The sequence below is a fragment of the Xanthobacter sp. DMC12 genome (genome assembly GCF_056314105.1).
This window is the reverse complement of the sequence record NZ_JBQUYZ010000001.1, coordinates 222795-248954: the sequence shown is the minus strand read 5'-3', so window position 1 is coordinate 248954 and position 26160 is coordinate 222795. Positions and strand designations below refer to the sequence as shown.

The following is a 26160-nucleotide window of genomic DNA, read 5'->3' as shown; positions in this document are numbered from 1 at the left end:
ATCAAAATCCCTTACATTGCAGCAATATGCAGCACGTCATTCCAGGTGGCGAAGATCATCAGCATAAGCACCAGCGCAAGGCCGATGCGGAAGCCGATGTCCTGCGTCCGGGCACTCAGCGGGCGTCCACGGATCGCCTCGAAAGCGTAGAACAGAAGGTGTCCGCCATCCAACAGCGGGATGGGAAAGAGGTTAAGCAATCCGATAGACACGGACAGCACGGCCGCCAGGGACAGAAGTGCCCCGATACCAAATGTCGCGACTTGCCCGGACACCTGGGCGATGCGGATGGGGCCCCCGAGCTGATCGGCCGACTCGCGCCCGGCCACCAGGCCACCGAGGTAATCGAAGGTGCGGGCCACCACGAACCAGGTTTCCTGGACACCCATGCCGATGGCTTCGACGGGGCCGAACCGCTGAGTCGTCACGTCGCCAGCCGCCAGCGAGCGCGAGATTCCGAGCAGCCCGGTCCGGTGGCTGTTGCCGAAGGGATCCTTGACTTCTTTCAGCTCGGGCGTGGCCGTCAGGATCACTTCGCGGTCGCCCCGGGCGACGGTGAAGGCCAACGGCTGGCCGGCGTGGGAGCCGACGATGCGCTGCATGTCGGAAAAGCTCTCCACCTTGGCGCCGTCGATCTCCAGCACCAGGTCGCCGGGCTTGAAGCCGGCGATCTCGGCGGCACTGCCGGGGTTGATCTGGTCCACACGCGGCGCCGTCACCTGCTTGCCGAACACCATGAAGACGATGGCGAAGATGGCGATGGCCAGGAGGAAATTGGCGATGGGTCCGGCGGCGACGATGGCCGCGCGCCAGGCGACCGGCTTGTAGAAGAAGCTTTCGTTGCGCTCGGCCGCGGTCATCTGGGAGAGGCGCGCAGCGTCGGGCGTGGAGGCGGCGTCCTCGTCTCCGAAGAAGCGCACATAGCCGCCGAGCGGCACCGCGGCGATGCGCCAGCGGGTGCCATGCCGGTCATTGAAACCAGCGATCTCGGGCCCGAAGCCCAGCGAGAAGGTCAGCACGCGGACGCCGGCGCGCCGCGCCACCCAGAAGTGACCCAGCTCGTGGAAGAAGACCACCAGCGTCAGGACGAACAGGAACGGGATGACATAGCCGAGGAGAGTGGAGGACAGCGTGCCAAGGTTCGCACCAAGACCGGAAATCACATCCATCATCGGTTCCTCTTCTCCCCGTGCCCGCGGGCGGGATCACCCTACACACTTATCCCGCACCCGCCAGCCTCGGCGGGCCGGAGCTGTGCGACGGGAAACTGCTCTTAGGATGCCTTTGCGGCAAACTTGGGCAGAAGCCCGGAGGCCGTGCGGCGCGCCATCTGGTCGGCCTCCAGCGCATCGTCGATGCTCGCCGGTGCCGGACCACCATTGATCCGGTCGAGGGTCGCCCCGACGATGTCGGTGATGCCGTAGAAACCGATCCGCCCTTCGAGATAGGCCGCGACGGCGATCTCGTTCGCCGCATTGAGCACGGTCGCTGCGATTCCCCCCTGCTTCAGCACTTCGCGGGCGAGGCCCAGCGCCGGGAATCGCGCCACGTCCGGGGCCTCGAAGCTGAGGCGTCCCAGGGCCACGAGGTCGAGCTTGCGGCAGGAGGTCGCGACGCGCTCGGGATAGGCAAGGCAATGGGCGATGGGCACGCACATGTCCGGCAGCGCCAGCCCTGCCGTCACCGAGCCGTCGATGAAGGAGACAAGGCCGTGGACCACCGACTCGGCATGGACCACCGCGTCCAGTTGCTCGGCCGAGACGGCGAACAGGTGCTGGGCCTCGATCAGCTCGAGCCCCTTGTTCATGAGGGTCGCGGAATCGATGGTGACCTTGGCGCCCATGTTCCAGTTGGGATGCTTCAGCGCATCCTGCGGCAAGGCCCGGGCGATCTCTTCGCGGCTCTTGAGGCGGAACGGACCGCCAGAGGCCGTGAGCGTGATCTTCTCCACCGCCTTGTGGGGACCGGCCGCCAGCGCCTGGAAAATGGCGTTGTGCTCCGAATCCACAGGCAGGATTTCGGTTTCGAGGCGCGCCGCCTCGGCCATGAAGAAGGCGCCGGCCGCGACCAGGCATTCCTTGTTGGCGAGCGCGATGCGCCGGCCCGGCGCGAAGGCCGCGACCGTCGGCGCGAGCCCGGCGCAGCCGACGATGGCGCTCACCACCACATCGGTCTCGCGACGCGCAGCTTCCAGCACCGCTTCGGGGCCGGCGCCACATTCGATGCCGCTGCCGGAAAGGGCCTCCCTGAGCGCCGCGCCGCCCGCGGGATCGGCCAGCGCGGCGAAGCGGGCGCCCAGCGCCAGGGCGGTCTCGGCAAGGGCGGCGGCATCGCGTCCGCCGGCCACGGACTCGATCGCGAAAAGGCCGGGCGCGTCCGCGAGCACCTTGCGCACGCTGTGGCCGATGGAGCCGGTGGCCCCGAGCACGGAAAGACGTTTCATGGGGAGCGTCCTACCACAAAAGCAGTCCGGCCGCCGGGTCGCCCGCATTGCGCAGCACGGCGACGACGACCGCCAGCAGGGCTGCGGCGGCGAAGCCGTCCAGCCGGTCGAGCAGCCCGCCATGGCCGGGAATGAGTCGGCTCGCATCCTTCACGCCGAACAGGCGCTTCACCGCCGATTCCGCGAGGTCGCCGGCCTGGCTGACGATGCTGAGCAGGAGGGAGAGGCCGGCGAGCGGCAATAGGGCCGGCGCGCCGGAGACGTAGGCCACGCCGAGGCCGCAGAGAGTGGCGAGCACGGTTCCGCCGATGGCGCCGGACCATGTCTTGTTCGGCGACACCCGCGGCCACAGCTTCGGCCCACCGAGGGCGCGGCCGGTGAAATAGGCGAAGATGTCGGTCGCCCAGACGATGGCGCAAAGATAGAGCACCGCGGAAAAACCCAGCGGCGACGCGCCCCGCAGCACCACCACGGGCAGCGCAGCGCTGGCGGCGGCGAGCACCCCGGCCATGGCCCAGGCGCTCTGCCGCGGCACCGCGAGGGTGCAGGCGGCGGCGGCCAGCACGGCTGCGCTGAAGGCCCAGGTCGGCTCCGCCATCACGGCCAGCACGCCGCCGGCGACGAGGCCCAGGCCGCCGAGGCCGAGATAGACCAGGCGATGATCGAGGCGCGCGATCACCGCCCATTCGTTGAGGACAAGGAGCCCGGCCGCCACCCACAGCACGGCGAACGGGATGCCGCCATACCAGGCAGCCGCGAGCACCAGCGGCACCAGCACGAGTGCGGAAAGGGTGCGATGCCTGAGATCGGAGCCGAAATGCACGTGGGTCAGGGTCCGGGGCGAGGCGTCACGCCGCCGAACCGCCGGTCGCGCCGGGCATATTCGTCGATGGCCGCGATGAGGGCGGCCTTGTCGAAGTCAGGCCAGTAGATGGGCAGGAACACGAATTCCGAATAAGCGGCCTGCCACAGCAGGAAATTGGACAGCCGCTGTTCGCCGGAGGTGCGCACGATGAGGTCGGGATCGGGAATGCCGGCGGTTTCGAGCCGCTGGGAAATCATTTCCACGTCCACGTCTTCGGGCTTCACCCGCCCGGCAGCGACGTCCGTAGCGATGCGCGCCACGGCAGAAGCAATCTCCTGGCGTGCGCCGTAATTGAAGGCGACGACCAGCGTCAATCCGGTGTTGGTGCAGGTCAGTGCCTCGGCATCGTCCAGCAATTGCCGGATGTCCGGGGCCAGCCCCGCCCGCTCGCCGATCACCTTCACCCGCACATTGGCGGAATTCAGCTCGGCGAGATCGTGCCGCAGGAAGAACTTCAGCAGCCGCATCAGCTCCGTCACCTCGGTGACGGGACGCGACCAGTTTTCCGCGGAGAAGCTGTAGATGGTGAGGAAGCGGATACCGATCTCGCGGGCCGCGCGCACGCAGCGGCGCAGGGCCTCCACGCCGCGGCGATGCCCTTCCACCCGCGGCAGCATGCGCGAGGTCGCCCAGCGTCCGTTGCCGTCCATGATGACGCCCACGTGGACAGGAACGCACCGCGGCGCCCCGGCGGGCGTCGGCTGACCGCCGGCCGCCGGCGCAGCCGGCGACGTCCGGCCGGGGACGGCGGTCTCGCTTGCGGCGCGCACGGTCATGGCTTGCTCAGGGCTCACACCTTCGTCCTCAAACCGCGTTGGTTCTCAAACCGTGGCGACCGACCGGCGCCGGTCACCGTGTCCCCAGTCAACCGCGTGCCAACCACGTCCCTGGCCTCGCGCTGCCGCCTCCCTCAGACGGAGAGGATTTCCTTTTCCTTCTGGGCGAGCGTCTGGTCGATGTCGGCAATGGTCTCGTCGGTCGCCTTCTGGACGTCCTTGGAGAGGCGCTCCAGCTCATCGGACCCCATCTCGCTGTCCTTTTCCAGCTTCTTCAGCAGGTCCATCCCGTCCCGACGCACATGACGTACCGCCACCCGGGCGGCCTCGGCATATTTGTGCGCAACCTTGACGAGTTCCTGGCGCCGTTCCTGGTTGAGTTCAGGGATGCGCAGGCGCAGCACCTGGCCTTCCGTCGCCGGATTGAGGCCGAGATTCGAATCGCGGATCGCCTTTTCGACGGCGTTCACCATGCCGCGGTCCCACACCTGCACGGAGAGCATGCGGGCCTCGGGCACAGAGACCGTGGCCACCTGGTTCAGGGGCATTCGCGCGCCATAGGCCTCGATCGTGATGGGCTCGAGCAGGCTGGCCGAGGCGCGGCCGGTGCGCAGGCCGCCCAGCTCGTCCCTGAGCACGCCGACCGCGCCCTGCATGCGGCGCTTGAGATCGGCCATGTCGAAGGTCCCGGTGGTCATGACTATCCTCTGTCTTCAAGATCGCGGGCACGCTTCAATCGCACGGAAACGTTTCGGATTCCATGCATCGGCGTCGTCCCGACGGGAAAGGCGCGGTGTTTGGAGCTTAGTCGAGGTGGCAGCTAGTGCGGAAATGACAGCACGGCACGGCAATTCGGTGACCGTGCCGTGCGTGGCTTTCGCCCGAGGCGATGCCCCGGTCCGAGCCTTATGTCTCCATCCGTCGACAGCGCCCCCTGTCCTTCCGGAAATCCTCAAGTCGCGGTCGGTCTCGCCCGATCAGGGCGCGACGACCGTGACGCGCCCCTCCCCCATCGCTGCCGTGGCGATGGCGCCGGGCTCGCGGATGGAGAACACGATTATCGGCAAGGCCGCTTCGCGGGCAAGCGCGAACGCCGCCGCATCCATCACCTTGAGGTCGCGGGACAGCGCCTCGTCGTGGGTGATGCGGTCGTAGCGGGTCGCCGAGGGATCGAGCTTGGGATCGGCGGAATAGACGCCGTCCACATTGGTCGCCTTCAGCACCGCGTCGCAGTCCAGCTCGGCCGCGCGCAGCACGGCGCCGGTGTCGGTGGTGAAGTAGGGATTTCCCGTTCCGCCGGTGAGCACGACGATGCGGCCGCGCCGCAGGTGCCGCATGGCCGGCTGGCGGGCGTAGGGCTCGCACACCGTCGGCATGGGGATGGCGGACAGGGTCCGCGCCGGGGCACCGGCCGCCTCGATGGCCCGCTCCAGCGCGAGGCCGTTCATCACGGTGGCGAGCATGCCCATGTGGTCGGCGGTGGCGCGGTCGAGATTCTCGTCGGCCACCCGCGCGCCACGCAGGATGTTGCCGCCGCCGACGACCACCGCCACCTCGCACCCCGCCGCGCGGGCTGCGACGAGGTCACGGGCGATGCGGGCGACAGTGGGCGGATGCAGGCCGAAGGGCTCCGCGCCCATCAGCGCTTCGCCGGAGACCTTCACCAGGATGCGGGGATAAGGCAGTCCCGGCGCCGCGAAGGGCGCCGGGGGTTCCGGATAGTCCGAGTCGTCGGAGATGGCGGTCATGGGAGCCCCCTCCCCGCCTGCGATCAGGACTGGCCGGCAGCGGCGGCCACCTCGGCCGCGAAGTCGGTCTCTTCCTTCTCGATGCCCTCGCCGAGCGCATAGCGCACGAACGCGGTGAGCTTGACCGGCGCGCCGACCTGGCCCTCGGCCTCCTTCAGCACCTGGGCGACGGACTTGGAACCGTCATGCACGAAGGGCTGGTCGAGGAGGGTGTTCTCCTTGAAGAAGCTCTTCATGCCGCTTTCGGCGATCTTGTCCTGCACGTTGGCGGGCTTGCCCTGGTGCTTCTCGAGCAGGATGGCCTTCTCGCGGGCGATGGTGCTCTCGTCGATGCCGGAGGCGTCGAGCGCCAGCGGGTTGAGGGCCGCCACGTGCATGGCGATCTGCCGGCCGAGGGTGGAGAGCTTCTCCACGTCGCCTTCGGACTCGAGCGCCACCAGCACGCCGATGCGGCCCTGGCCCTCGACCACGGCGCCGTGGACGTAAGAAGCGATCACGCCCTTGGAGACCGTGAGCTTCACCGAGCGGCGGAGCGTCATGTTCTCGCCGATGGTGGCGATGAGCGCGGTCAGGCGGTCGGCGACGGACACGTCCTCGCCCGGGAACTTGGCGGCGGCGACGGCCTCCACCGAGCCGTCCGTGTTGAGGGCGACCTTGGCCACCTCACGCACGAACGCCTGGAAGTCCGGGTTGCGCGCCACGAAGTCGGTTTCGGCATTCACCTCGACGGCGGCGGCGTAGTGGCCGGAGGACTCGACCGCCACCAAGCCTTCGGCGGCCACGCGGCCAGCCTTCTTGGCGGCCTTCGCGAGGCCCTTCTTGCGCAGCCAGTCGATGGCAGCCTCAACGTCGCCGTTCGTCTCGGTGAGCGCGGACTTGCAGTCCATCATGCCTGCGCCGGTCTTGTCGCGCAGTTCCTTCACGAGCCCGGCGGTGATCGCAGCCATGTTCAATCCCTTCTTCTCGCGCCACGGCCGGCCACGGTGCGCCCGAGCCGGCCGTGGGGGCGCGGTGCGCGCCCCATTACTCTCGATTCGTTTTCAGATCTGCGACAAGGACGGTGACGGGTGTCACTCGACCTCGGCAGACAGCTCCTTGGCCTGGGCAACCCAGCCGTCCACGCGGCCGGGCAGACCCACTTCTTCGCCGATGCGGTGGGCGTCGACGGCATCGAGGCCCGCCACCTGGCCGAAGTGGAACACGCCGAGATCGTTGAGCTTCTGCTCGATCTCGGGGCTCACGCCGGTGAGCTTCTTCAGGTCGTCGGCGACGCCGCGGGGACCGGAGAGGGGCTCGAACGACGACCACACGCTGGTCTCGGCCGGCAGGTCCTCCACGAGCGGGGCTTCTTCGGCGCCCACGTCGTAGCCGAGATCGCTGTGACCGCGGCCGATACCGTCGATGGCGGCGCGGGCGACGAGATCGCAGTAGAGCTGGATGGCGCGGCCCGCGTCATCGTTGCCCGGGACCGGATAGGCGATGCCGTCCGGATCGCAATTGGTGTCGAGGATGGCCGCCACCGGGATGCCGAGGCGCTGCGCTTCCTTGACCGCAATGTCTTCCTTGTTCGTGTCGATCACGAACAGCAGGTCCGGCAGGCCGCCCATGTCGCGGATGCCGCCGAGCGCCTTGTCCAGCTTCTCCTTTTCACGGGAGAGCGTCAGGCGCTCCTTCTTGGTGTAGCCGGAAGACGCCTCGGGGGCGGCCAGCATCTCCTCCAGCTTCTTCAGCCGGGCGATGGAGTTGGAGATGGTCTTCCAGTTGGTGAGCATGCCGCCGAGCCAGCGGGAGTTCACATAATACTGGGCGGAGCGGCGGGCGGCGTCCGCCACCTGCTCCTGCGCCTGGCGCTTGGTGCCCACGAACAGCACGCGGCCACCCTGGGCCACGGTGTCGGACACGGCTTGCAGGGCGCGGTGGAGCGCCGGCACGGTCTGCGACAGGTCGAGAATGTGGATGTTGTTGCGGACGCCGAAGATGTACGGAGCCATCTTGGGGTTCCAGCGGTGGGACTGATGTCCGAAGTGCACGCCAGCTTCGAGGAGCTGACGCATCGAATAGTCGGGAAGAGCCACTTTGGTATTCTCCGGTTGAGCCTCCGCGGACGTACCTTCGCCAATGGCGATAGGCACCGGATGGCCGATCTGGCCTGTGTCCGCGTGCGGAATGGGTCGGGCACATACACGAGGTGGGCCTGATAGGCAAGTATGGGCGGGGCGCGCGTCGCCCCTTTCACCTTCCGGCAGCGCGCTGCCGCTCCTCTTCCACCAGTTCCTTCTTGGAGAGCTTGCCCACCACGCTCTTCGGCAGGCTCTCGCGAATCTCGACGGCCCTGGGCATCTCGATCTTGGAGATCTGGGCGGAAAGGAACTCCATCAGCTCGGCCGGCGTCGCCTCGGCGCCCTGGCGCAGGGTGACGAAGGCCTTGGGCGCCTGGCCGCGATAGCTGTCGGGAATGCCGATGGCCACCGCCTCGGCCACGGCCGGATGGAGGTAGAGCGCCTCCTCGATCATCCGCGGATAGACGTTGTAGCCGCCGCAGAGAATCACGTCCTTGATGCGGTCCACGAGGAACAGATAGCCGTCCTCGTCGAGGTAGCCGACGTCGCCGGTCCGCAGCGCCCCATCGACGAAGACGGCGGCCGTCTCGTCCGGGCGGTTCCAGTAGCCCGCCATCACCTGCGGCCCGCGCAGGCACACCTCGCCCTTCTCGCCCACCGGCATCAGGCGGGTGGAATCGGCGAGATCGCGAATCTCGATGATCGTCTCGGGCAATGCGGTGCCCACGGAGCCATCCTTGACGAGGCCGAGCGGCGGATTGGCACTCACCACCGGCGAGCTTTCGGAGAGGCCATAGCCCTCCACCAACGGGCAGCCGGTGAGTTCCTGGAAGCGCGTGCGCACATCGAGCGGCAGCGGCGCGCCGCCCGAAATGGAGAGCGTGAGGGAGGAGAGGTCGCGCTTCTCGATGTCCCCCACATTGTTGATGGCGGCGTAGATGGTCGGCACGCCGGGGAACATGGTGGGCTTCTCGCGCTCGATGTCGTCGAGCAGCGACATGAGGTTGAAGCGCGGCACCAGGATGATCTCGGCGCCGAGGCAGATGGGAATCAGCATCACCGTCTGCATGGCGAAGACGTGGAACAGGGGCAGCACCCCCAGCACCCGCTTCACCCCGATGCGCTCGCATTCGGCATGCTGGACCAGCTGGCGGGCATTGGCGGAGACGTTGGCGTGGGTGAGCATGGCGCCCTTGGGCACGCCCGTGGTGCCGCCGGTGTATTGCAGCACCGCGAGATCCCTGGCCGGGTCCACCTCCACCGGCTCGGGGCGGTCACCGTGCTTCAGGAGGGACGCGTACTCCACATGCAACCCGTCGCCAGTGCTGTAGGCCGCCTTCTCCTTGCGCTTGAACAGGTTGAAGAGCAGACCCTTGGGAAACGGCAGGATGCCCGCCATGGGGCAGACGATGATGGATTTCAGCCCCGCCTCGTGCGCCACCGCGACCACGCGGGAATGGATGAGCTTGAGGTCGGGCACCACCATGATGGTGGTCCCGGAATCGCGGATCTGGTGCCTCAGCTCGCGCTCCACATAGAGAGGGCTGAAGTTCACCACCGTGCCGCCCGCCTTCATCACCGCGAAGAAGAAGATGACGGAATAGGGGGTGTTGGGCAGGCACAGGCCCACATGGGTGCCCTTGTGGACCCCCATGGCCTGGAGCCCCGCCGCGACCCTGTCCACCGCGGCCCCGACCTCCGCATAGGTCCACTTGCGGCCCAGGAAGCTCAGCGCCGGCTTCGCGCCGTGGGCGGCGACACTGGCGTCCAGAAGCTCGGGAACGGGCGAGATGACGATGGGCGCGGCATCGGTGCGATGGAGCATGATGTCCCTCCTGCGCCGGCGCTCTTCTATTTTCTTGGGCAAGCCGGCGGCGTGATCTCCGACGTTGGATCAGCAACGCCGTGATTCAAGAATGCTGGCGCGCGATTGCGCCGGAAAGGCGGATTGTGCCGGGTCCGCTACGCGGAAACCGGCGGCGCGGACGCCGCCGGGAACACGCAGGCCCTACTTGGTGATGAGGGCCGCCGCCTGGGGCGCGTCGAACTTGTAGCGCAGGCCCACGGAGATGATGTCCACGTAGCCGTTGCTCACCTGGCCAACCAGCGTTCCGCGCAGGGCGTTTGCCGGATCGGCGGGGGTGAGGAGGATCGGGCTCGTCTCGCCGAAGATGTGGGTGTAGGCGAAGTCCGCCGAGAACTGAGACGAGAAGTTGTAGGTGAGGCCACCCGAGAGCCAGAACCGGTTGGTGTCGGGCAGGCGCGGCGAGCGCGTGGAGTCGGGCACGGGGGTCAGCTCGTAGCCGACGCCGGCGCGCAGGGCGAGCTTGGGATCCCACTGGTATTCGACGCCGCCGGAGAAGAACCAGCCGTCGTTCCACTGGAGGTCGAGAGTGCTGACCGGCAGACCTGCGGCCTTCACCGTCAGCTCCTGGACCGTCGACCAGTTGGTCCACTCCACCGTTCCGAGCACGGTCCACTGGGGATCGAGCTTCGAGCGGAACGATGCCGTGACCTGGTCGGGCAGCGTCAGGCCGGCCGTCACGTTGGCGCTCTTCACCGGAATGATGTTGGCGACGGACACGTCCAGCATGCCGTTGAGCGTCTGCGAGATCTGCGACTTGTAGCCGATGCCGAGGGTCGTTCCGGGCGCCAGCGTGAACAGCACGCCGAGATTGACGCCGTAGCCGATGTCGTCGCCGTTGACCTGGGCATAGAGATTGTTGGACGGCGGCGCGAAGCCCGCGAACTGCGCGTTGGTGAGCTTGGCGTTGATGTAATTGACGTTGAGCCCGCCGCCGATGGTCATCCAGTCGGTGAGCTTGTAGGCCACCGAGAGCTGGGCGTTCATGTCGAAGATGCTGCTGTAGCAGCCGTAATAGCGGCCGGACCAGCTGCACGGCGCGTCGGTGACGAGACCGTATGGAGAGGTGACGCCGAAGCCGATCGCCCACCTGTCCCACGCATAGGTGGCGAAGAAGGTCGGCAGGGTGCCGTTGTCCACCATGTCGCTCACGCCGACATTGCCGAGGCTGGTGCCGGTGATGGGCGCTCCGGCCGCGAACACGTCGATGGAGGCGTGCGGCGCGATATAGGTGACGTTGCCTTCCACGTTCAGCCCGGGATTGAAGCTGATGGCCGCGGGGTTCCAGAACATGGAGGCGAGGCCGTCGCCGCCGGCCGCCGTGCCGGCGAAGGACGTGCCCTGATAGTAGGAACTCTGCTCGCGAAGCCCGAAGCCGCCGGCCTGCGCCGTCGCCGCCGCGAACAGGACAGGGATCGCTACCGCGGAGGCGGCGAGAACCGGAGCGAGGCGGCTCGCCCGATCGGTGCCGGTCCGGTCGCGCCGCTGCTTGGCTCGCACCGCTTTGGCGACGGACTGCCCGGCACGCATGTGCATCGTCATTGATTGCCCCTCCTCGGCTGTTCCTCCGGGCCCGGCACGCTGCGGTGCACTATACGTTTTATCGGTGCCCTATACGTCACCCAGCATGCCGTTCGCGAATGATCCGTCAACCGGCTTCCTGCAGCGTATCGGCTCTCGACGCTGGGGAAGTCGATGGGCGTTGCGCCGCTGCAACAGTGCCGAAGCGACAGCGCGGCTGTCCAGAAATCTCGGCGCGCGGGCGGCGTCTATCCACCGGCTTATGGCGCGCTCGGGCTCCGCCGCTTGTGAAGCGGCAACCGTTCCGTCATCTGCCAAACGGGTCTTGCGGAGAAGGTCAAAGCATGTATCTTCAGGGCGACTGAGTGACGTATAGGTGAACCGGTGGCATCCTCTGGCAAACGTGGCGGCGCGCCCGCTCTGACCGACACGTTCTTTACCGTCACGCAGTTGGCGCGGGATCTATCGGTCACGCCACGCACCATCCGATTCTACGAGGACAAGGGGCTCATCACTCCCCGCCGCGCCGGTACCATGCGCGTCTACACCAAGCGCGACCGCGCCCGCATGGCGCTGATCCTGCGCGGCAAGCGCCTCGGTTTCTCGCTGCGCGAGATCAAGGATTATCTCGACCTCTACGACCTCGACCCGAGCCAGAGCGAGCAGATCCGCCTGCTGCTCAAGAAGGTGCAGGACCGCCTCGAGATGCTGGAGGACCAGCGCCTTGCCCTCGAGGAGACCATCATCGAGCTGAAGGAGATCGAGGACCAGGCGTTGTCTGCCCTCGCCAGCGAGACCGGCGACCAGAAGGCCGCCAGCTAGGCCCGCACCATCCGGCCCGCGGCCGGGTGGAACGCAGGCCATCCTGAGTTTTCCGTGGGTGTTCCCCGGGCGGATTGTCCATTCGCGCGGAGCGCTCCCCCATGCCCCGAGGACCGGCCGCAAGGCCAAGCCACCGCGCCGAGTGGTGGCGGACGCCAAGATATCCGTCGCACCAAAGCGGCGGAAGACAACAATGGACAGGCAGGAGAGCCCAATGAACGCGCCGATGCGCAACGTCGTGATTGCAGGCTACGCCCGCTCGCCCTTCACCCTCGCCAGGAAGGGTGATCTGGCGCGCGTGCGCCCCGATGACCTCGCCGCCCAGGTGGTGGCCGATCTCGTCGCCCGCACGGGCGTTAAGGCCGAGGACATCGAGGACCTGATCGTCGGCTGCGCCTTCCCCGAGGCCGAGCAGGGATTGAACGTCGCCCGCCTCATCGGGATGATCGCCGGGCTGCCGGAAAGTGTCGCCGGAGTGACGCTGAACCGCTTCTGCGGCTCGTCCATGCAGTCGGTTCACAACGCCGCCGGGCAGATCCAGCTCGGCGCCGGCGAAGTGTTCATCTGCGCCGGCATCGAGAGCATGAGCCGCGTGCCCATGACCGGCTTCAACATCATGCCCAACCCCGCGCTCGCCAAGTCCATGCCGCAGGCCTACATGGGCATGGGCGACACGGCCGAGAACGTCGCGGCCAAGTGGCAGATCACCCGCGCCGACCAGGACGCCTTCGCCCTCAAGAGCCACCAGAAGGCGACGAAGGCCGAGGCGGAAGGACGCTTCAAGGACGAAATCGTCGCCATCAAGGCCAATGGCAAGGTCAACAAGACCGTGGACCAGGACGGCTGCATCCGGCGCGACGCCACGCTCGAAGCCCTCGCCGGCCTCAAGCCGTCCTTCGATGAACATGGCACGGTGACGGCCGGCACCTCCTCCCCGCTCACCGATGGCGCCTCGGCGGTGCTCGTCTGCTCGGAGGACTATGCGCACAAGAACGGCCTCACCCCCCTCGCCCGCATTCGCAGCGTGGCGGTGGCCGGCTGCGCGCCGGAGATCATGGGCATCGGCCCCGTCGCCGCGACGAAGAAGGCGCTGGCCCGCGCCGGCATCGACGTGTCCGAGATCGAGGTGGTGGAGCTGAACGAGGCCTTCGCCTCCCAGGCCCTCGCCTGCCAGCGGGAACTCGGCATCAAGGACGAGGTGCTGAACCTCGACGGCGGCGCAATCGCCCTCGGCCATCCCCTCGGCGCCACCGGCGCGCGCATCGTCGGCAAGGCGGCGTCGCTGCTGAAGCGCGAGGGCGGCAAGTATGCCCTCGCCACCCAGTGCATCGGCGGCGGACAGGGCATCGCCACCATCCTCGAGCGCGTCTGAGGAGGGCTGGATGTCCCAGGAAAACGCTAGCGAAATCAAGAAGGTCGCCGTCATCGGCGCCGGCGTCATGGGCGCCGGCATCGCCGCCCACGTCGCCAATGCGGGCGTGGAGGTGCTGCTCCTCGACATCGTTCCCGAGGGCGCGAGCAACCGCAACGCCATCGCCGAAAAGGCGGTGGAGAAGCTGCTGAAGGCCGATCCCGCGCCCTTCATGTCCAAGGCCGCGGCGAAGCTGGTGAAGGCCGGCAACATCGAGGACAACCTCGCCGACATCGCCGACTGCGACCTCATCATCGAGGCGATCATCGAGCGGCTCGACCTCAAGCAGGCGCTGTACGCGAAGATCGAGGCGGCGCGCCGGCCGGGGTCGGCGGTGTCTTCCAACACCTCCACCATTCCGCTGGCGGACCTCACGGCGGGACTGCCCGAGAGCTTCCGCCGCGATTTCCTCATCACCCATTTCTTCAATCCGCCCCGCTACATGCGGCTGCTGGAGATCGTCTCGGGGCCGGAGACGAACCCGGACACAGTGGCAGCCGTCGCCCGCTTCGCCGACGTGAAGCTCGGCAAGACGGTGGTGATGTGCAAGGACACGCCCGGCTTCATCGCCAACCGGCTCGGCACATATTGGCTTCAGTTGGCCGTGGGCGAGGCCTTCGCGCTGGGCCTGAAGGTGGAGGATGCGGACGCGGTGATGGGCCGCCCCTTCGGCTTCCCGAAGACCGGCGTGTTCGGCCTCATCGACCTCGTGGGCCTCGATCTGATGCCCCACGTGCAGGGCTCGCTCAAGCGGGCGCTGCCGGCCGCGGATCCGTTCCACGCAACGCTTCGCGACGAGCCGCTGATCGAGAAGATGATCTCGACCGGCTACACCGGCCGCAAGGGCAAGGGCGGCTTCTACCGCCTCAACCGTGACGGCGGGCAGAAGCTGAAGGAGGCCATCGACCTCTCGACCGGCGTCTATCGTCCACAGGCCAAGGCGCAGGTGGCGGAGCTGGAGGACGGCGGCGGACGGGACCTCTTCGCCCTCCTCTCCGCCCCCGGAGAAGGCGGACGCTATGCCCGCGCGGTAATGGTGCGGACGCTGGCCTATGCCGCGCGGCTGGTGCCCGAAGCGGCCGATGACATCGTTGCCATCGATGATGCCATGCGCCTGGGATACAACTGGAAGTCCGGCCCGTTCGAGCTGATCGACAAGATCGGCGCGGCCCGCCTGATCGAGCTGTTGAAGGCGGACGGGGAAGAGGTGCCGCCGCTGCTGGCGGTCGCCGCCGACAGGCCCTTCTACCGGGTGGAAAACGGCCAGCGTCAATACCTTGGCCTCGACGGCACCTACCGCGACATCGTCCGTCCCGAGGGCGTCCTGCTGCTCGCCGACATCAAGCTGAAGTCCCAGCCTTTGGCCAAGAACGGATCGGCCGCGCTGTGGGATATCGGCGATGGCGTGGTGTGCCTGGAATTCACCTCCAAGAGCAACTCGTTGGACGAGGGCATCATCACGATGCTCGCTAAGGCGCTGAAGCTGGTGAAGGACAAGTACAAGGCGCTCGTTATCTATAACGAGGGCTCGAACTTCTCCGTCGGCGCCAATCTCGGCCTTGCTTTGTTCGCCTGTAACATCGGCGCCTTCGGCGAAGTCGAGAAGCTGGTCGCCACAGGCCAGAAGACCTATCAGGATGTGAAGTACGCGCCCTTCCCCGTGGTGGCCGCGCCGTCCGGCATGGCCCTCGGCGGCGGGTGCGAGATTCTGCTGCATGTCAGTGCGGTTCAGGCCCATGCCGAGAGCTACATCGGGCTTGTGGAATGCGGTGTCGGCGTTCTGCCGGCCTGGGGCGGTTGCACCGCCATGCTGGAGCGCTGGGCGGCCGACCCGAAGTTCCCGAAGGGACCCATGCCGGCCCCCTCGAAGGTGTTCGAGACCGTCTCCACCGCCACCGTCGCCAAGTCCGCCGCCGAGGCGAAGGAGCTGAAGTTCCTGCGCGAGGGCGATGGCATCACCATGAACCGCGACCGGCTTCTTGCTGATGCCAAGGCCAAAGCCCTGGCAATGGTGGATGGGTACGCGCCGCCCAAGCCCGTGGACTTCTTCCTGCCCGGCCCCTCCGGCAAGGTTGCCATGGACATGGCGGTGGAAGGATTCGCCAAGCGCGGCATGGCGACGAAGCACGACAAGGTGGTGTCTTCTGCGCTGGCCGAGGTGCTCACTGGCGGCGACGCGGATCACATCGCCCCGGTGCCGGCGACGCGGCTGCTGGAGCTGGAGCGGGAGGGCTTCATGAAGCTCATCCGCACCACCGCCACGCTGGACCGCATCGAGCATATTCTTGAGACCGGTCGGCCGCTGAGGAACTGAGGGGCGCCGGAAAGCCAGCGCCCCAGCGAGTAGACCGTCATGGCCGGGCTTGTCCCGGCCATCCACGTGGATCGGCCGGGCGCCACGCTTCGAAGGAAGCACGCGCGGCCCGACGTGGATGCCCGGGACAAGCCCGGGCATGACGGCACCAAGAGAATCAGACGCCCTCCCCCATGAGGGACGGAGGCGAGCCAAAAACGGGAGCCAACGCCATGCAGGTCTATACCCCCCCGCTGCGCGACATGCGCTTCGTCCTCCACGAGCTGCACGGCAGCGAGGAGCTGAGCAAGCTCAAGGGGCTGGAGGAGCTTTCGCCCGATCTCATTGATGCGGTGCTGGAGGAGGCGGGAAAGTTCGTCACCGAGGTGCTCGCGCCGCTGAACCAGTCCGGCGACCTTGAGGGCTGCACCTATGAGAACGGCGTGGTGCGCACGCCAAAGGGCTTCAAGGAAGCTTACACCGCCTTTCGCGAAGGCGGGTGGAACGGCATCGCCTGCGATCCCCAATATGGCGGCCAGGGCCTGCCGGCGAGCGTGAACAAGCTGGTGGAGGAGATGCTCTGCTCGGGCAACCTCGCCTTCGGCATCTGTCCCGGCCTCACCCACGGCGCCTATCAGGCGCTGAAGGCCTATGCCTCGGAGGAGCTGAAAGAGCGCTTCCTGCCGAAGATGGTGGATGGCGTGTGGTCCGGCTCCATGTGCCTCACCGAGCCACAGTGCGGCACCGATCTCGGTCTCGTGCGCACCAAGGCGGAGCCGCAGCCGGACGGCAGCTACAAGGTCACCGGCAACAAGATCTTCATCTCTGCCGGCGAGCAGGACATGACGGAGAACATCGTCCACCTGGTACTCGCCCGCCTGCCGGACGCGCCGAAGGGAATCAAGGGCATCTCCCTGTTCCTGGTGCCGAAATTCCTGCCGAAGGAGGATGGCTCCGTCGGCCCGCGCAACGGCGTGCTGTGCACCGGCATCGAGCACAAGATGGGCATCCACGGCTCGTCCACCTGCCAGATGTCGTTCGACGAGGCCACCGGGTGGCTGGTGGGCGAGCCCCACAAGGGCATGCGCGCCATGTTCGCCATGATGAACTCGGAGCGCCTCTCGGTGGGCACGCAGGGCCTCGGCCTGGGCGAGGCGGCCTATCAGGCGGCCGTCGTCTACGCCAAGGAGCGCCTTCAGGGCCGCGCCCTGTCCGGCGCCAAGCACCCCGACAAGCCGGCGGACCCCATCATCGTCCATCCGGACGTGCGCCGCACGCTGATGACCATGCGCGCCTACAATGAGGGCTGCCGGGCCCTCGCCGGCTGGGTCGCCCGCGCGCTGGACCTGATGGAGCGGGCGGAAGACCCGGAGGAGCGCAAGCGCGCCGAGGACTTCACGGCGCTGATGACGCCCATCGTGAAGGCGCTCTTCACCGACCTCGGCTTCGAGGCCACCTCCATGGGCATGCAGGTCTATGGCGGCCACGGCTACATCCGTGACCACGGCATGGAGCAGTATGTGCGCGATGCCCGCATCGCCATGATCTACGAGGGCACCAACGGCGTGCAGGCGCTGGACCTCGTGGGGCGCAAGCTGCCGGCACACATGGGCCGCTACCTGCGCTCCTTCTTCCATCCCGTGCTGAACTACATGGATGCGAAGCTGGACGACGAGAATCTCGGCCCGCTCATCACCCCCCTCTCCAAGGCCTTCGGCGCGCTCCAGCTCGCCACCGCCCACATCGCCGAGAAGGGGCTGAAGGACCCGGAGGAGGCCGGCGCCGCCGCCACCGAATACCTGCGGCTGTTCGGCCTCGTGGCGCTGGGCTACATGTGGGTGCGCATGGCGGAAGTGGCCTATGAGAAGCGCGTCTCCAACCCGGACGACGCGGCCTTCTATGATGCCAAGATCGTCACCGCACGCTTCTTCATGGAGAAGCTGCTGCCCGAAGTGGCGGCCCTGTGGGGGTCCATCAAGGCCGGCAAGGGCGCCATGATGGCGCTGGACGAGGCAATGTTCTGATGTCTGCTAGAGATTGCGCCGGCTGAGGCTGGTATCCTCCGTCAACCCATCCTCACCGTCATGGCCGGGCTTGTCCCGGCCATCCACGTGGCAAGGCCGGGACCGCAAATACGATTAGTGTTCCTAGGGGCGCGACGTGGATGCCCGGCACAAGGCCGGGCATGACAGCGGCAACAGCTCCGCGATCATTCATGCAGAAGGACAGTCCATGGCCGATCTCGCCTCCCTCGTCGAAGCCATCCGCGATCGCGCGGATGCCCTCTCCGAACTCGGCTACAAGGTGCGCTTCGACCTCAGCGATACCGGCGAGGCAATCCTGCTCGATGCCACCGGTGGCAGTGTCGAGGTGGGCGAGGGCACGGGCGAGGCGGATGCGGTGCTGAAGCTCTCCACCGATACGCTGGACAAGCTCATCACCGGCCGCATCGGCCCGATGATGGCCTTCTCCACCGGCCGGCTGAAGGTGGAAGGCTCCCAGGGCGTCGCCCTCAAGCTCGCCGGGCTGCTCGACAAGGACTGAGCCGGGGCCCGGCGGCCCGCAGCCTTTTCTCTCCTCAGTCGTTCGCCGTCGCAGTGGTCGCGCCACCGGCGGCGAGCGCCTGAATCAGGGTCTGGCGCAGGGCCTTGTCCTCGGCCGCATGGCGCGTGCCGGTGACGGAGAGGTGGTCGCCGTCCACATAGAAGAAGCGCGTGCCCTCCCCGGCGGTGCAGCGGTCGTCCCGGCAAAAGATGTCGGCCATGCGGAAGGTCGAGGCGCCGGGATGCCGGCTCGCCGTGGCGGAGATGACGTCATTGCCGAAGCCCACGATATCCAGCGCCGCGGCGCGCGGCTGGCTCATGCAGTCTTCGGCGCCGGCCGTCCGGTTGAACTCGTGGGTCGCGACGCAGCCGGCCGGCGCTGGCTTGTATTCCGGCGACTGGCCCAGCACGATCACCTGCGGCCCCATCTGGCGCAGTTCGGCGACGGTGCGCTCCATCATGTGGGCGAACACCTGCTTGCTGGTGGCCCGGTCCCGCGTCAAGCCGCCCGGAATCTCGTTGCTGACGAGGGAGAAGCCGGGGTTTGACCGCGTCGTCCAGATGGACCAGCGGCCCACCAGCACCACCACCTTGGGCTTCACGCGGCGAATCTCGTCCATGACGGCCGCGACGTAGCTGGCGCAGACGGCGCCGTTGTTGTGCTCCTGCCGCGCGATCCCCCCAATCAGCGGCGGGCAGCCCGCCATGGTCTGGAGCCGTGCCGTGAGCCCGAGCTTCTCGACGATTTCCGCGAGGCCGAGGAAGGTCGCGCCGGCATGGGAATCTCCCCACACCAGCACGTCGTAGCTGCCCTTCGCCGCCCCCGGGCCGACCGCGCAGGTGGCGATGGGCTGCATCTGGTCGGGCGTCCAGAAGCGAGCGTTATTGTTGCAGGCGCGCTGGAACAGGCTGCGGTCGTCGGCCGCTGCCTCGGCTGCCGCGCCGAGCGGCGAGATGGGAAATACGCCCCGCCCGGCCTTCTGGAGCGCGAGGGCGACGCCCACCGTGAGCAGGATCGCGCAGGCTCCGGCGCCGATGCGCAGCATTCTTCGCCCACCCAGAGCGCTGCCGCGCCGCAGCGGCGCCTCCACATATTTCAGCGAAAGGCCGGAGATGAGGCCGGCCAGCAGGACCAGGATGCCGGACTCGATATAGGTGGAGTGCCGCCCCTTCCAGATGGCGAAAAGCACCAGAATGGGCCAGTGCCACAGATAGAGCGCGTAGGAGATGCGGCCCACATAGACCATGCCCTTCAGGCTGAGCACGCGCGCGACGATGCCGTTCGGCGCAGAGCCGCCGGACAGGATGATCGCCACCGCGCCAAGCACCGGCGGGAGCGCCCATAGGCCGGGGAAGACGGTTTGCTTGTCGTAGGCGAACACCGGCACCACGATGGCCAGCGCCCCTGCGATGGCGAGCCAGGACGCCGCCCTTTCCGGCAGGCGCGGCAGCGCGACCATCGCGAGAAGCGAGCCCGCCAGAAGCTCCCACGCCCGGCTCTGCAGCAGGAAGAAGGCGGCCGACTGCTCGCTCTCCACGATGCTCTCGGCATAGGCAAGCGAGCCCAGCGCGATGCAGGCGAGTACGCCGACCGCGAGCCCGCGACCGCCGAGCTTCATCAGCACGAACAGGACGAGCGGAAAGAAGATGTAGAACTGCTCCTCCACCGCCAGCGACCACAGGTGCAGCAGCGGCACCTCGTCGGCGGCGGGGCCGAAATAGTTGAGCAGGCTTTCAAAATGGATGTTGGCGAAGAACAGGGCCGAGGGCACCAGCGTGCCCACATAGCCCTGCATCTGCCGCGGCATCAGGATGAGGGCCGCGAACAGCGTAGTCGCCGCCATCATCAGGAACAGCGCGGGAAAGATGCGGCGGATGCGGCGGTCGTAGAAGTCCACCAGCGAATAGGTGCCCGCCGTCATCTCCTGATGGAGGATGGACGTGATGAGAAAGCCGGAGATGACGAAGAAGACGTCGACGCCGATATAGCCCCCGGTAAAGGGCGGAATGCGTGCATGGAACAGAACCACGCTGCCGACGGCGATGGCCCGGAGGCCGTCGATGTCGGACCGGTAGGCCAGACTCATCCTGGTGTCCTTGATCGGCGCACCCGACGCGCGCGCCCCCGCGGCGACCGCCTTACCGGCAAAATCCGGCTTGGGCAAATCACGCGGACACCCGCCGCGCCGCCCGCTGCCCCTCGCCTCCTGGGCTGACGCAGCGTTCGTCGCGGCTCTGACAGGCTAAGCTCGAGCTTATGAAAAGCCGGGCCGTTGGGGGAGACGACAGCCGGCGGAGCGGTCCGTCGCCCCGAACCCGGCTTGGTCAGTCCTTGGCCGTTGCCGGGGTCAGCGATGCGCTGGTGTTGCCGCCTTCGCCCAGCGCCTTGAGCAGAGCCGTGCGAAGCGCGGGGTCCTGGCTCATGTGGTGGGAGCCGGTGGCGGACAGGTGGTCGCCGTCCACATAGTAGAACTTTTCGCCCTCGCCGGCGCGGCAGGTGCCGTTACGGCAGAAGACGTCGGAGAGGAGAAAGGTCGTGGTGCCCGGGAAGCTCGCCGCCGCCTTGGTGATCATCTCGTTGCCGACGCCCACCACCTTCTCCACCGCTGCGCTCGGCAGCTCGAGGCAGTTGCCGAGCTTGCTGCGGTTGTAGAACTCCTTCTCGGCCACGCAGCGGCCTGGCGAGCGGGCGAATTCCGGCGGCTGGCCCACCAGCACCACATGGATGCCGAGGCCGGAGAGTTCTTTCAGTGTGCGGTCCAGCATGTGGGCGAACACCTTCTGGCTCACCTCGCGGGAACGCACGCCGCCGCCCGGCACCTCGTCGGAGGTGAGGGTGAAGGCGGGGCCGGCCTTGGTCGTCCACATGGCCCAGCGGCCCACCAGCACGGCGACCTTCGGCTTGATGCGGCGGATTTCCTGCAGCACCTCGGCGTTGAAGGCGGTGCAGGTCCAGCTCGGCATGTCGTCGCGATGGGCCTGTCCGCCAATCAGGGGCGGGCAGCCGGCCATGGTCTGGAGGCGGGCGGTGTGGCCGAGGGCTGCCACCTGCTCGGCGATGCCGACGAAGGAGGCGCCGGCGTGGGAATCGCCCCACACCACCACGTCATATTCGCCCTTGGCCGCGCCCGGCCCCACCGAGCAGGCCGAGGCCGGGTTCAGCGCGGCGGCCCTGAAGCCCTTGGGCGAGTTGTTGCAGGAGCGGCTGAAGGGACTCCTGTCCTCCAGTGCCGCCTCGGCGCGGGCGCCCAGCGGGGAGATGGGGTAGAAGCCGCCGCCCAGCCGCTCGAACAGCACGCCCACGGCCAGCGTCATGGCCATGGCCATGATGCCCGCCGCGAACCGCGCCCGGCGCTTGCCGCCGAGCGAGCCGGCGTGGCGCAGCGGCGTCTCCACATATTTCAGCGACAGGGAGGCGAAGATGAAGGCCAGGATGAGCATGCCGCCGGCCTCGAAATAGGTCAGCGCGCGGCCCATGTAGGTCTTGCCGAACACCAGCAGCGGCCAGTGCCAGAGGTAGAGCGCATAGGAAATGCGCCCCACATAGACCACCTTCGGCCGGCTAAGCAGGAAGTTGGCATAGCCGGCGGGATTGATGGTGCCGGCATAGATCACCGCCGCCGTGCCGAACACGATGGGCGCCGCGGAGAGGCCGGGGAACGTCATGTCGTGGCTGTAGGCGAAGACCGGGACGACGATGCCAAGCAGGCCGGCCACGCCGATCCAGTTCGCCGTCTTCTCCGACACCTTCGGCATGTGCACCAGCGCGAGCAGCGCGCCGACGAGCAGTTCCCAGGCGCGGCTCTGCAGCAGGAAGAAGGAGGCGGTCGGCTGGGTCCGCGCGCTCATCTCCGCATAGACGCCGGAGACCACCGCAATGACGAGGAAGCCGAGGATCGCCATCCGCCGCGGGCCGAGGGTGATCCGCCCGCCGGTCTTGAGGAAGGCGAACATGAGCAGCGGGAAGAAGATGTAATACTGCTCCTCCACCGCCAGCGACCACAGGTGCAGCAGCGGCGTCTCGTCGGCCTGCGGGCCGAAATAGTTCATCAGGCCCTGGAAGTGGATGTTGGCGTAGAACAGGGCCGAGGGAATGATGGATTGGGCGAACAGCACCATCTGCCGCGGCATCAGCAGGAACGCCGCGATGAAGGTGGTCACCGGCAGCACCACGAACAGCGCGGGAAAGATGCGCCGGATGCGGCGATCGTAGAAATCGACGAGCGAGAACTCGCCCTTCATCATGTCGTTATACAGGATAGAGGTAATAAGGTAGCCCGAAAGGACAAAGAAGATATCGACGCCGATGAAGCCGCCGCGAAACGGGGGAATGTGGGCGTGAAACAGCAGCGCCACCACGACCGCGACGGCGCGCAAGCCATCGATATCCGGCCGATACTTCAGATTCATGCCCCCGCCCCCGGATCAAGGCGCGCAGCCGCCCGCGCGCAAACCTCGCCTCAGGCGGGATAACAAAGCGGCGACGTTGGGGCAATTCCTCGCAAGGCGAGGATTGGTCACGGTTCCTTAATCATTTTGTCATGGGGCGCGGGCGCAACACCGGGAGGTATCGCCCAACGGCATGCGCGGGCTGGTGGCAGGCATAACGCGATGGCGGAAGGCCAAGCCCCCTGCTCCTGCCCCGCCTGCTCCCTGCCCCCTACTCCGCCGCCATCCGCTCCGGCGCTGCCGGATGCGGGGGATGGGTCTTTTCCTCGTGCCGGCCGGAGACGGCGTGATGCACGATGGCGTCCAGCCGGTCGAGATAGAGATAGACCACCGGCGTGATGAACAGCGTGAGCAGCTGCGACACCAATAGGCCACCCACCACCGCGACGCCCAGGGGCTGGCGCAGCTCAGAGCCGGCGCCGGCGCCGATCGCGATGGGCAGCACGCCGAAGATGGCGGCGAGCGTGGTCATCATGATCGGCCGGAACCGCAGCAGCGCTGCCTCGCGGATGGCATCCTGCGCCGCCGCCCCGGCGCGGCGCCGTTCCAGCGCCACGTCGATCATCATGATGGCGTTCTTCTTCACGATGCCCACCAGCATGATGATGCCGATGATCGCGATCACCGACAGCTCCATCCCCGCCGCCATGAGCGTCAGCAGCGCGCCGATGCCGGCGGAGGGCAGGCCCGAGAGGATGGTGATGGGGTGGATGAAGCTCTCATAGAGCACCCCCAGCACGATGTAGATCACCACGACGGCGGCAAGGATCAGCAGCGGCTGGCTGGAGAGCGAATCCTGAAACACCTGCGCGGTGCCCTGGAAGCCGGTGACGACGCTGTCCGGCACCCGCGCCTCGGCGGCCGCCGCATTGATCTCCTCCACCGCCTGCCCCAGCGAGGTGCCGGGCGCGAGGTTGAAGGAGATGGTGACGGCAGGCTGCTGCTGCTGGTGCTGCACCGAGAGCGGACCCACCGTGCGCTTGATGTTCGCCACCGTCTCCAGCGGCACCACATTGCCGGAGGTGGTGCGCAGATAGACGCGGCCGAGGTCGCTCGGGTCGCGCTGGAAGATGGGCTGCACCTCGGCGATGATCGCGAACTGGTTTGTGGGCGTGTAAAGCGTCGCGATCTGGCGGGTGCCGAACTGGGTGTAGAGCGCATCCCGCAGCTGCTGCTCGGTGATGCCGAGGGCCGCCGCCTTGTCCTTGTCCAGCTCGATGGTGAGCTGCGGACTGGTGATCTGAAGGTCCGACGTGACATCCCGGAGGCCGGGCAGCGCCGCGAGGCGTTGCTCCATCTGCTGGGCGAAGGCGTAGAGCGTCCCGGTATCCGGGCTTTGCAGCGTGTATTGGTATTGGCTCTTGGAGGCGGCGACGCCCACGCTGATATTCTGCACGGGCTGCAAGAAGACGTTGACGCCGGGCACCTGCGCGACGCGCTTCCTCAGCGTCTGGATCACGTCGTTGGCGGAGCCCACGCGCTGACCCGGTTCGGTCCCCTTGGGCTTCAGGGCGATGAACAGGCGGCCGGTATTGGTGGTGCGGCTGTTGCCGGTCGCGCCGGCGGTGGAGACGATATAGTCCACGGCCGGATCGGCGCGCACCGCGTCCGCAACCTGCTTCTGGCGCTCCACCATGGCGGCGAAGGAGCTGTCGGTCGCCGCCTCCACCGTGCCGATGATGAAGCCGTTGTCCTCCTGCGGGAAGAAGCCCTTGGGGATGACGATGTAGAGATAGACCGACAGGCCGATGGTCGCGAACGTCACCGCGAGCATGAACGGCTTGTGCCGCAGCACGAAATCGAGGCTCACCCGGTAGGCATTGAGCCAGCTGTCGAACATCCGTTCGGTGACGCGGAAGAACCAGCCGGGCTTCTTCGCGTGGTCCACCGGCTTCATCACGCGGGCACACAGCATGGGCGTGAGCGTGAGGGAGACGAAGCCGGAGACGAGGATGGCCACCGAGATGGTCACCGCGAACTCGCGGAACACCCGGCCCACCACCCCGCCCATGAACAGCACCGGGATGAACACCGCCACCAGCGAGAGCGTCATGGAGATGATGGTGAAGCCGATCTCGCGCGAGCCGCGCAGCGCCGCACGGAACGGGCTCTCCCCCGCCTCCACGTGGCGATAGATGTTCTCCAGCACGACAATGGCGTCGTCCACCACGAAGCCGACGCACAGCGTCAGCGCCAGCAGCGTCATGTTGTTGATGGAATAGCCGAAGCCCCACATGGCCGCGAAGGTGGCGATGATGGACAAAGGCAGCGCCAGCGAGGGGATGATCGTCGCGCGCACATTGCGCAGGAACAGGAAGATCACCAGCACCACGAGGACGATGGCCTCGAACAGGGTCTTCTGCACGTCCGCCACCGCGTCGCGGACGGAGACGGAGCGGTCGTTCAACACCTCGATGCCCACGGAGCCGGGAAGCTGGGCGCGGAACTGGGGCAGGCGATCGCGCACCTCGTCCACCACCTGCACGGTGTTGGCGTCGGGCTGGCGCACCACGGCCAGCACCACCGCGCGGCGGTCGTTGAACCAGCTGGCGACGCGTTCGTTCTCCACGCCATCGGTGACGTTGGCGATCTCCTCCAGGCGCACCACCGAGCCGTCGCGCGCCTTCACCACCACCCTGCGGAACTGGGAGGCGTCCGCCTTGGGCGTGCCCATGTCGATGGTCTGCGCCTGCTTCGGGCCGGAGACGATGCCGAGCGGCGTGTTGGAGGCCGCCGCCTCCACCGCGCGCTGGATGTCGTCGGCCGAGATGTTGCGCGCCCCGGCGGCGGCGGGATCGACCCGGATGCGCACGGCATATTTCTGCGAGCCGTAGATCTGCACCTGCGCCACGCCGGGCAGCTGGGAGATCTGCTGGCCGATCAGCGTATCGGCATATTCGTTCACTGCCGACAGCGGCAGCGTATCTGAGGAAATCGCGAGCAGGATCACCGGCGCGTCGGCGGGATTGACCTTACGGAAGCTCGGCGGGGTCGTCATCTCGTCCGGCAGCTGGCGCTGGGCGACGGAGAGGGCCGACTGCACGTCCAGCGCCGCCGCGTCGATGCTGCGGTTCAGGTCGAACTGCACCGTGATGGAGGTGGAGCCCTGTGTGGACGAGGAGGTGAGCGAGGAGATGCCGGCGATGGTGGCGAGCTGGCGTTCGATGGGGGTCGCCACCGAGGTTGCCATGGTCTCGGGGCTGGCGCCGGGCAGGCTGGCGGAAATGTTGATGGTGGGGAAGTCCACCCGCGGCAGCGCCGCCACGGGAAGCTGGCGATAGGCGAACAGGCCCGCCACCACGAGCGACAGCATCAGCAGCGTCGTCATCACCGGGCGGCGGATGCACAGTTCGGAGAACATCAGC

The 26160-nt window shown here is 67.4% G+C and carries 18 protein-coding genes; 5 read left to right on the top strand and 13 right to left on the bottom strand.

The window, feature by feature from the left end:
* Nucleotides 1-11 precede the first annotated feature (11 nt).
* The 10 genes from rseP to ACT535_RS00950 form a co-directional block, all read right to left on the bottom strand.
* The gene (gene rseP / locus ACT535_RS00995) at nt 12-1169 is read right to left on the bottom strand and encodes an RIP metalloprotease RseP (RefSeq protein WP_476363975.1); all 1158 of its coding nucleotides are present in this window, start codon (nt 1167-1169) and stop codon (nt 12-14) included.
* A gap of 104 nt (nt 1170-1273) precedes the next feature.
* Nucleotides 1274-2443 carry a 1-deoxy-D-xylulose-5-phosphate reductoisomerase gene (gene dxr, locus ACT535_RS00990; RefSeq protein ID WP_168456816.1) on the bottom strand — a complete coding sequence of 390 codons (1170 nt, stop codon included), beginning with the start codon at nt 2441-2443 and terminating at the stop codon, nt 1274-1276.
* A gap of 10 nt (nt 2444-2453) precedes the next feature.
* Nucleotides 2454-3266, bottom strand: coding sequence for a phosphatidate cytidylyltransferase (locus tag ACT535_RS00985; protein WP_476363049.1), 813 nt, complete (start codon nt 3264-3266; stop codon nt 2454-2456).
* 5 nt (nt 3267-3271) lie between these two features.
* Nucleotides 3272-4084 (bottom strand): isoprenyl transferase, encoded by an 813-nt coding sequence (locus ACT535_RS00980; protein ID WP_476363974.1) that lies wholly within the window; start codon nt 4082-4084, stop codon nt 3272-3274.
* Nucleotides 4085-4218: 134 nt separating this feature from the next.
* Nucleotides 4219-4782 carry a ribosome recycling factor gene (gene frr / locus ACT535_RS00975; protein WP_476326835.1) on the bottom strand — a complete coding sequence of 188 codons (564 nt, stop codon included), beginning with the start codon at nt 4780-4782 and terminating at the stop codon, nt 4219-4221.
* Nucleotides 4783-5061: 279 nt separating this feature from the next.
* Complete coding sequence (pyrH, locus tag ACT535_RS00970) at nt 5062-5832, bottom strand: UMP kinase (RefSeq protein ID WP_024279301.1); 771 nt, start codon at nt 5830-5832, stop codon at nt 5062-5064.
* 23 nt (nt 5833-5855) lie between these two features.
* Nucleotides 5856-6779: a translation elongation factor Ts gene (gene tsf / locus ACT535_RS00965; protein ID WP_168456813.1), complete on the bottom strand. Its 924-nt coding sequence runs from the start codon at nt 6777-6779 to the stop codon at nt 5856-5858.
* A gap of 123 nt (nt 6780-6902) precedes the next feature.
* Nucleotides 6903-7907 (bottom strand): 30S ribosomal protein S2, encoded by a 1005-nt coding sequence (locus ACT535_RS00960; protein WP_168456812.1) that lies wholly within the window; start codon nt 7905-7907, stop codon nt 6903-6905.
* 157 nt (nt 7908-8064) lie between these two features.
* Nucleotides 8065-9717 carry a long-chain-fatty-acid--CoA ligase gene (locus ACT535_RS00955; RefSeq protein ID WP_476363048.1) on the bottom strand — a complete coding sequence of 551 codons (1653 nt, stop codon included), beginning with the start codon at nt 9715-9717 and terminating at the stop codon, nt 8065-8067.
* A 183-nt stretch (nt 9718-9900) separates the two neighbouring features.
* Nucleotides 9901-11298 carry an outer membrane protein transport protein gene (locus ACT535_RS00950; RefSeq protein WP_168456810.1) on the bottom strand — a complete coding sequence of 466 codons (1398 nt, stop codon included), beginning with the start codon at nt 11296-11298 and terminating at the stop codon, nt 9901-9903.
* 363 nt (nt 11299-11661) lie between these two features.
* Between ACT535_RS00950 and ACT535_RS00945 the strand changes: the two genes are divergently transcribed.
* The 5 genes from ACT535_RS00945 (at nt 11662) to ACT535_RS00925 (ending at nt 18347) form a co-directional block, all read left to right on the top strand.
* Nucleotides 11662-12099, top strand: coding sequence for a MerR family transcriptional regulator (locus ACT535_RS00945; protein ID WP_168456809.1), 438 nt, complete (start codon nt 11662-11664; stop codon nt 12097-12099).
* A gap of 226 nt (nt 12100-12325) precedes the next feature.
* The gene (locus ACT535_RS00940; protein ID WP_476329175.1) at nt 12326-13471 is read left to right on the top strand and encodes a thiolase family protein; all 1146 of its coding nucleotides are present in this window, start codon (nt 12326-12328) and stop codon (nt 13469-13471) included.
* A 10-nt stretch (nt 13472-13481) separates the two neighbouring features.
* Complete coding sequence (locus tag ACT535_RS00935; RefSeq protein WP_476363047.1) at nt 13482-15824, top strand: 3-hydroxyacyl-CoA dehydrogenase/enoyl-CoA hydratase family protein; 2343 nt, start codon at nt 13482-13484, stop codon at nt 15822-15824.
* A 212-nt stretch (nt 15825-16036) separates the two neighbouring features.
* Nucleotides 16037-17827, top strand: coding sequence for an acyl-CoA dehydrogenase C-terminal domain-containing protein (locus tag ACT535_RS00930; RefSeq protein ID WP_476363046.1), 1791 nt, complete (start codon nt 16037-16039; stop codon nt 17825-17827).
* 208 nt (nt 17828-18035) lie between these two features.
* A complete protein-coding gene (locus ACT535_RS00925) occupies nt 18036-18347 on the top strand; it encodes an SCP2 sterol-binding domain-containing protein (RefSeq protein WP_476363045.1) in 312 nt (103 codons plus the stop codon).
* A gap of 34 nt (nt 18348-18381) precedes the next feature.
* Here ACT535_RS00925 and ACT535_RS00920 read toward each other — a convergent pair whose 3' ends face one another.
* The 3 genes from ACT535_RS00920 to ACT535_RS00910 all read right to left on the bottom strand — a co-directional run bounded on the left by ACT535_RS00920 (nt 18382) and on the right by ACT535_RS00910 (nt 26156).
* Nucleotides 18382-20433: an acyltransferase family protein gene (locus tag ACT535_RS00920; protein ID WP_476363044.1), complete on the bottom strand. Its 2052-nt coding sequence runs from the start codon at nt 20431-20433 to the stop codon at nt 18382-18384.
* Nucleotides 20434-20671: 238 nt separating this feature from the next.
* Entirely contained in the window at nt 20672-22756 is a 2085-nt protein-coding gene (locus ACT535_RS00915; protein ID WP_476363043.1) for an acyltransferase family protein, read from the bottom strand.
* Between the two features lie 250 nt (nt 22757-23006).
* Nucleotides 23007-26156, bottom strand: coding sequence for an efflux RND transporter permease subunit (locus tag ACT535_RS00910; protein ID WP_476363042.1), 3150 nt, complete (start codon nt 26154-26156; stop codon nt 23007-23009).
* Nucleotides 26157-26160 lie beyond the last annotated feature (4 nt).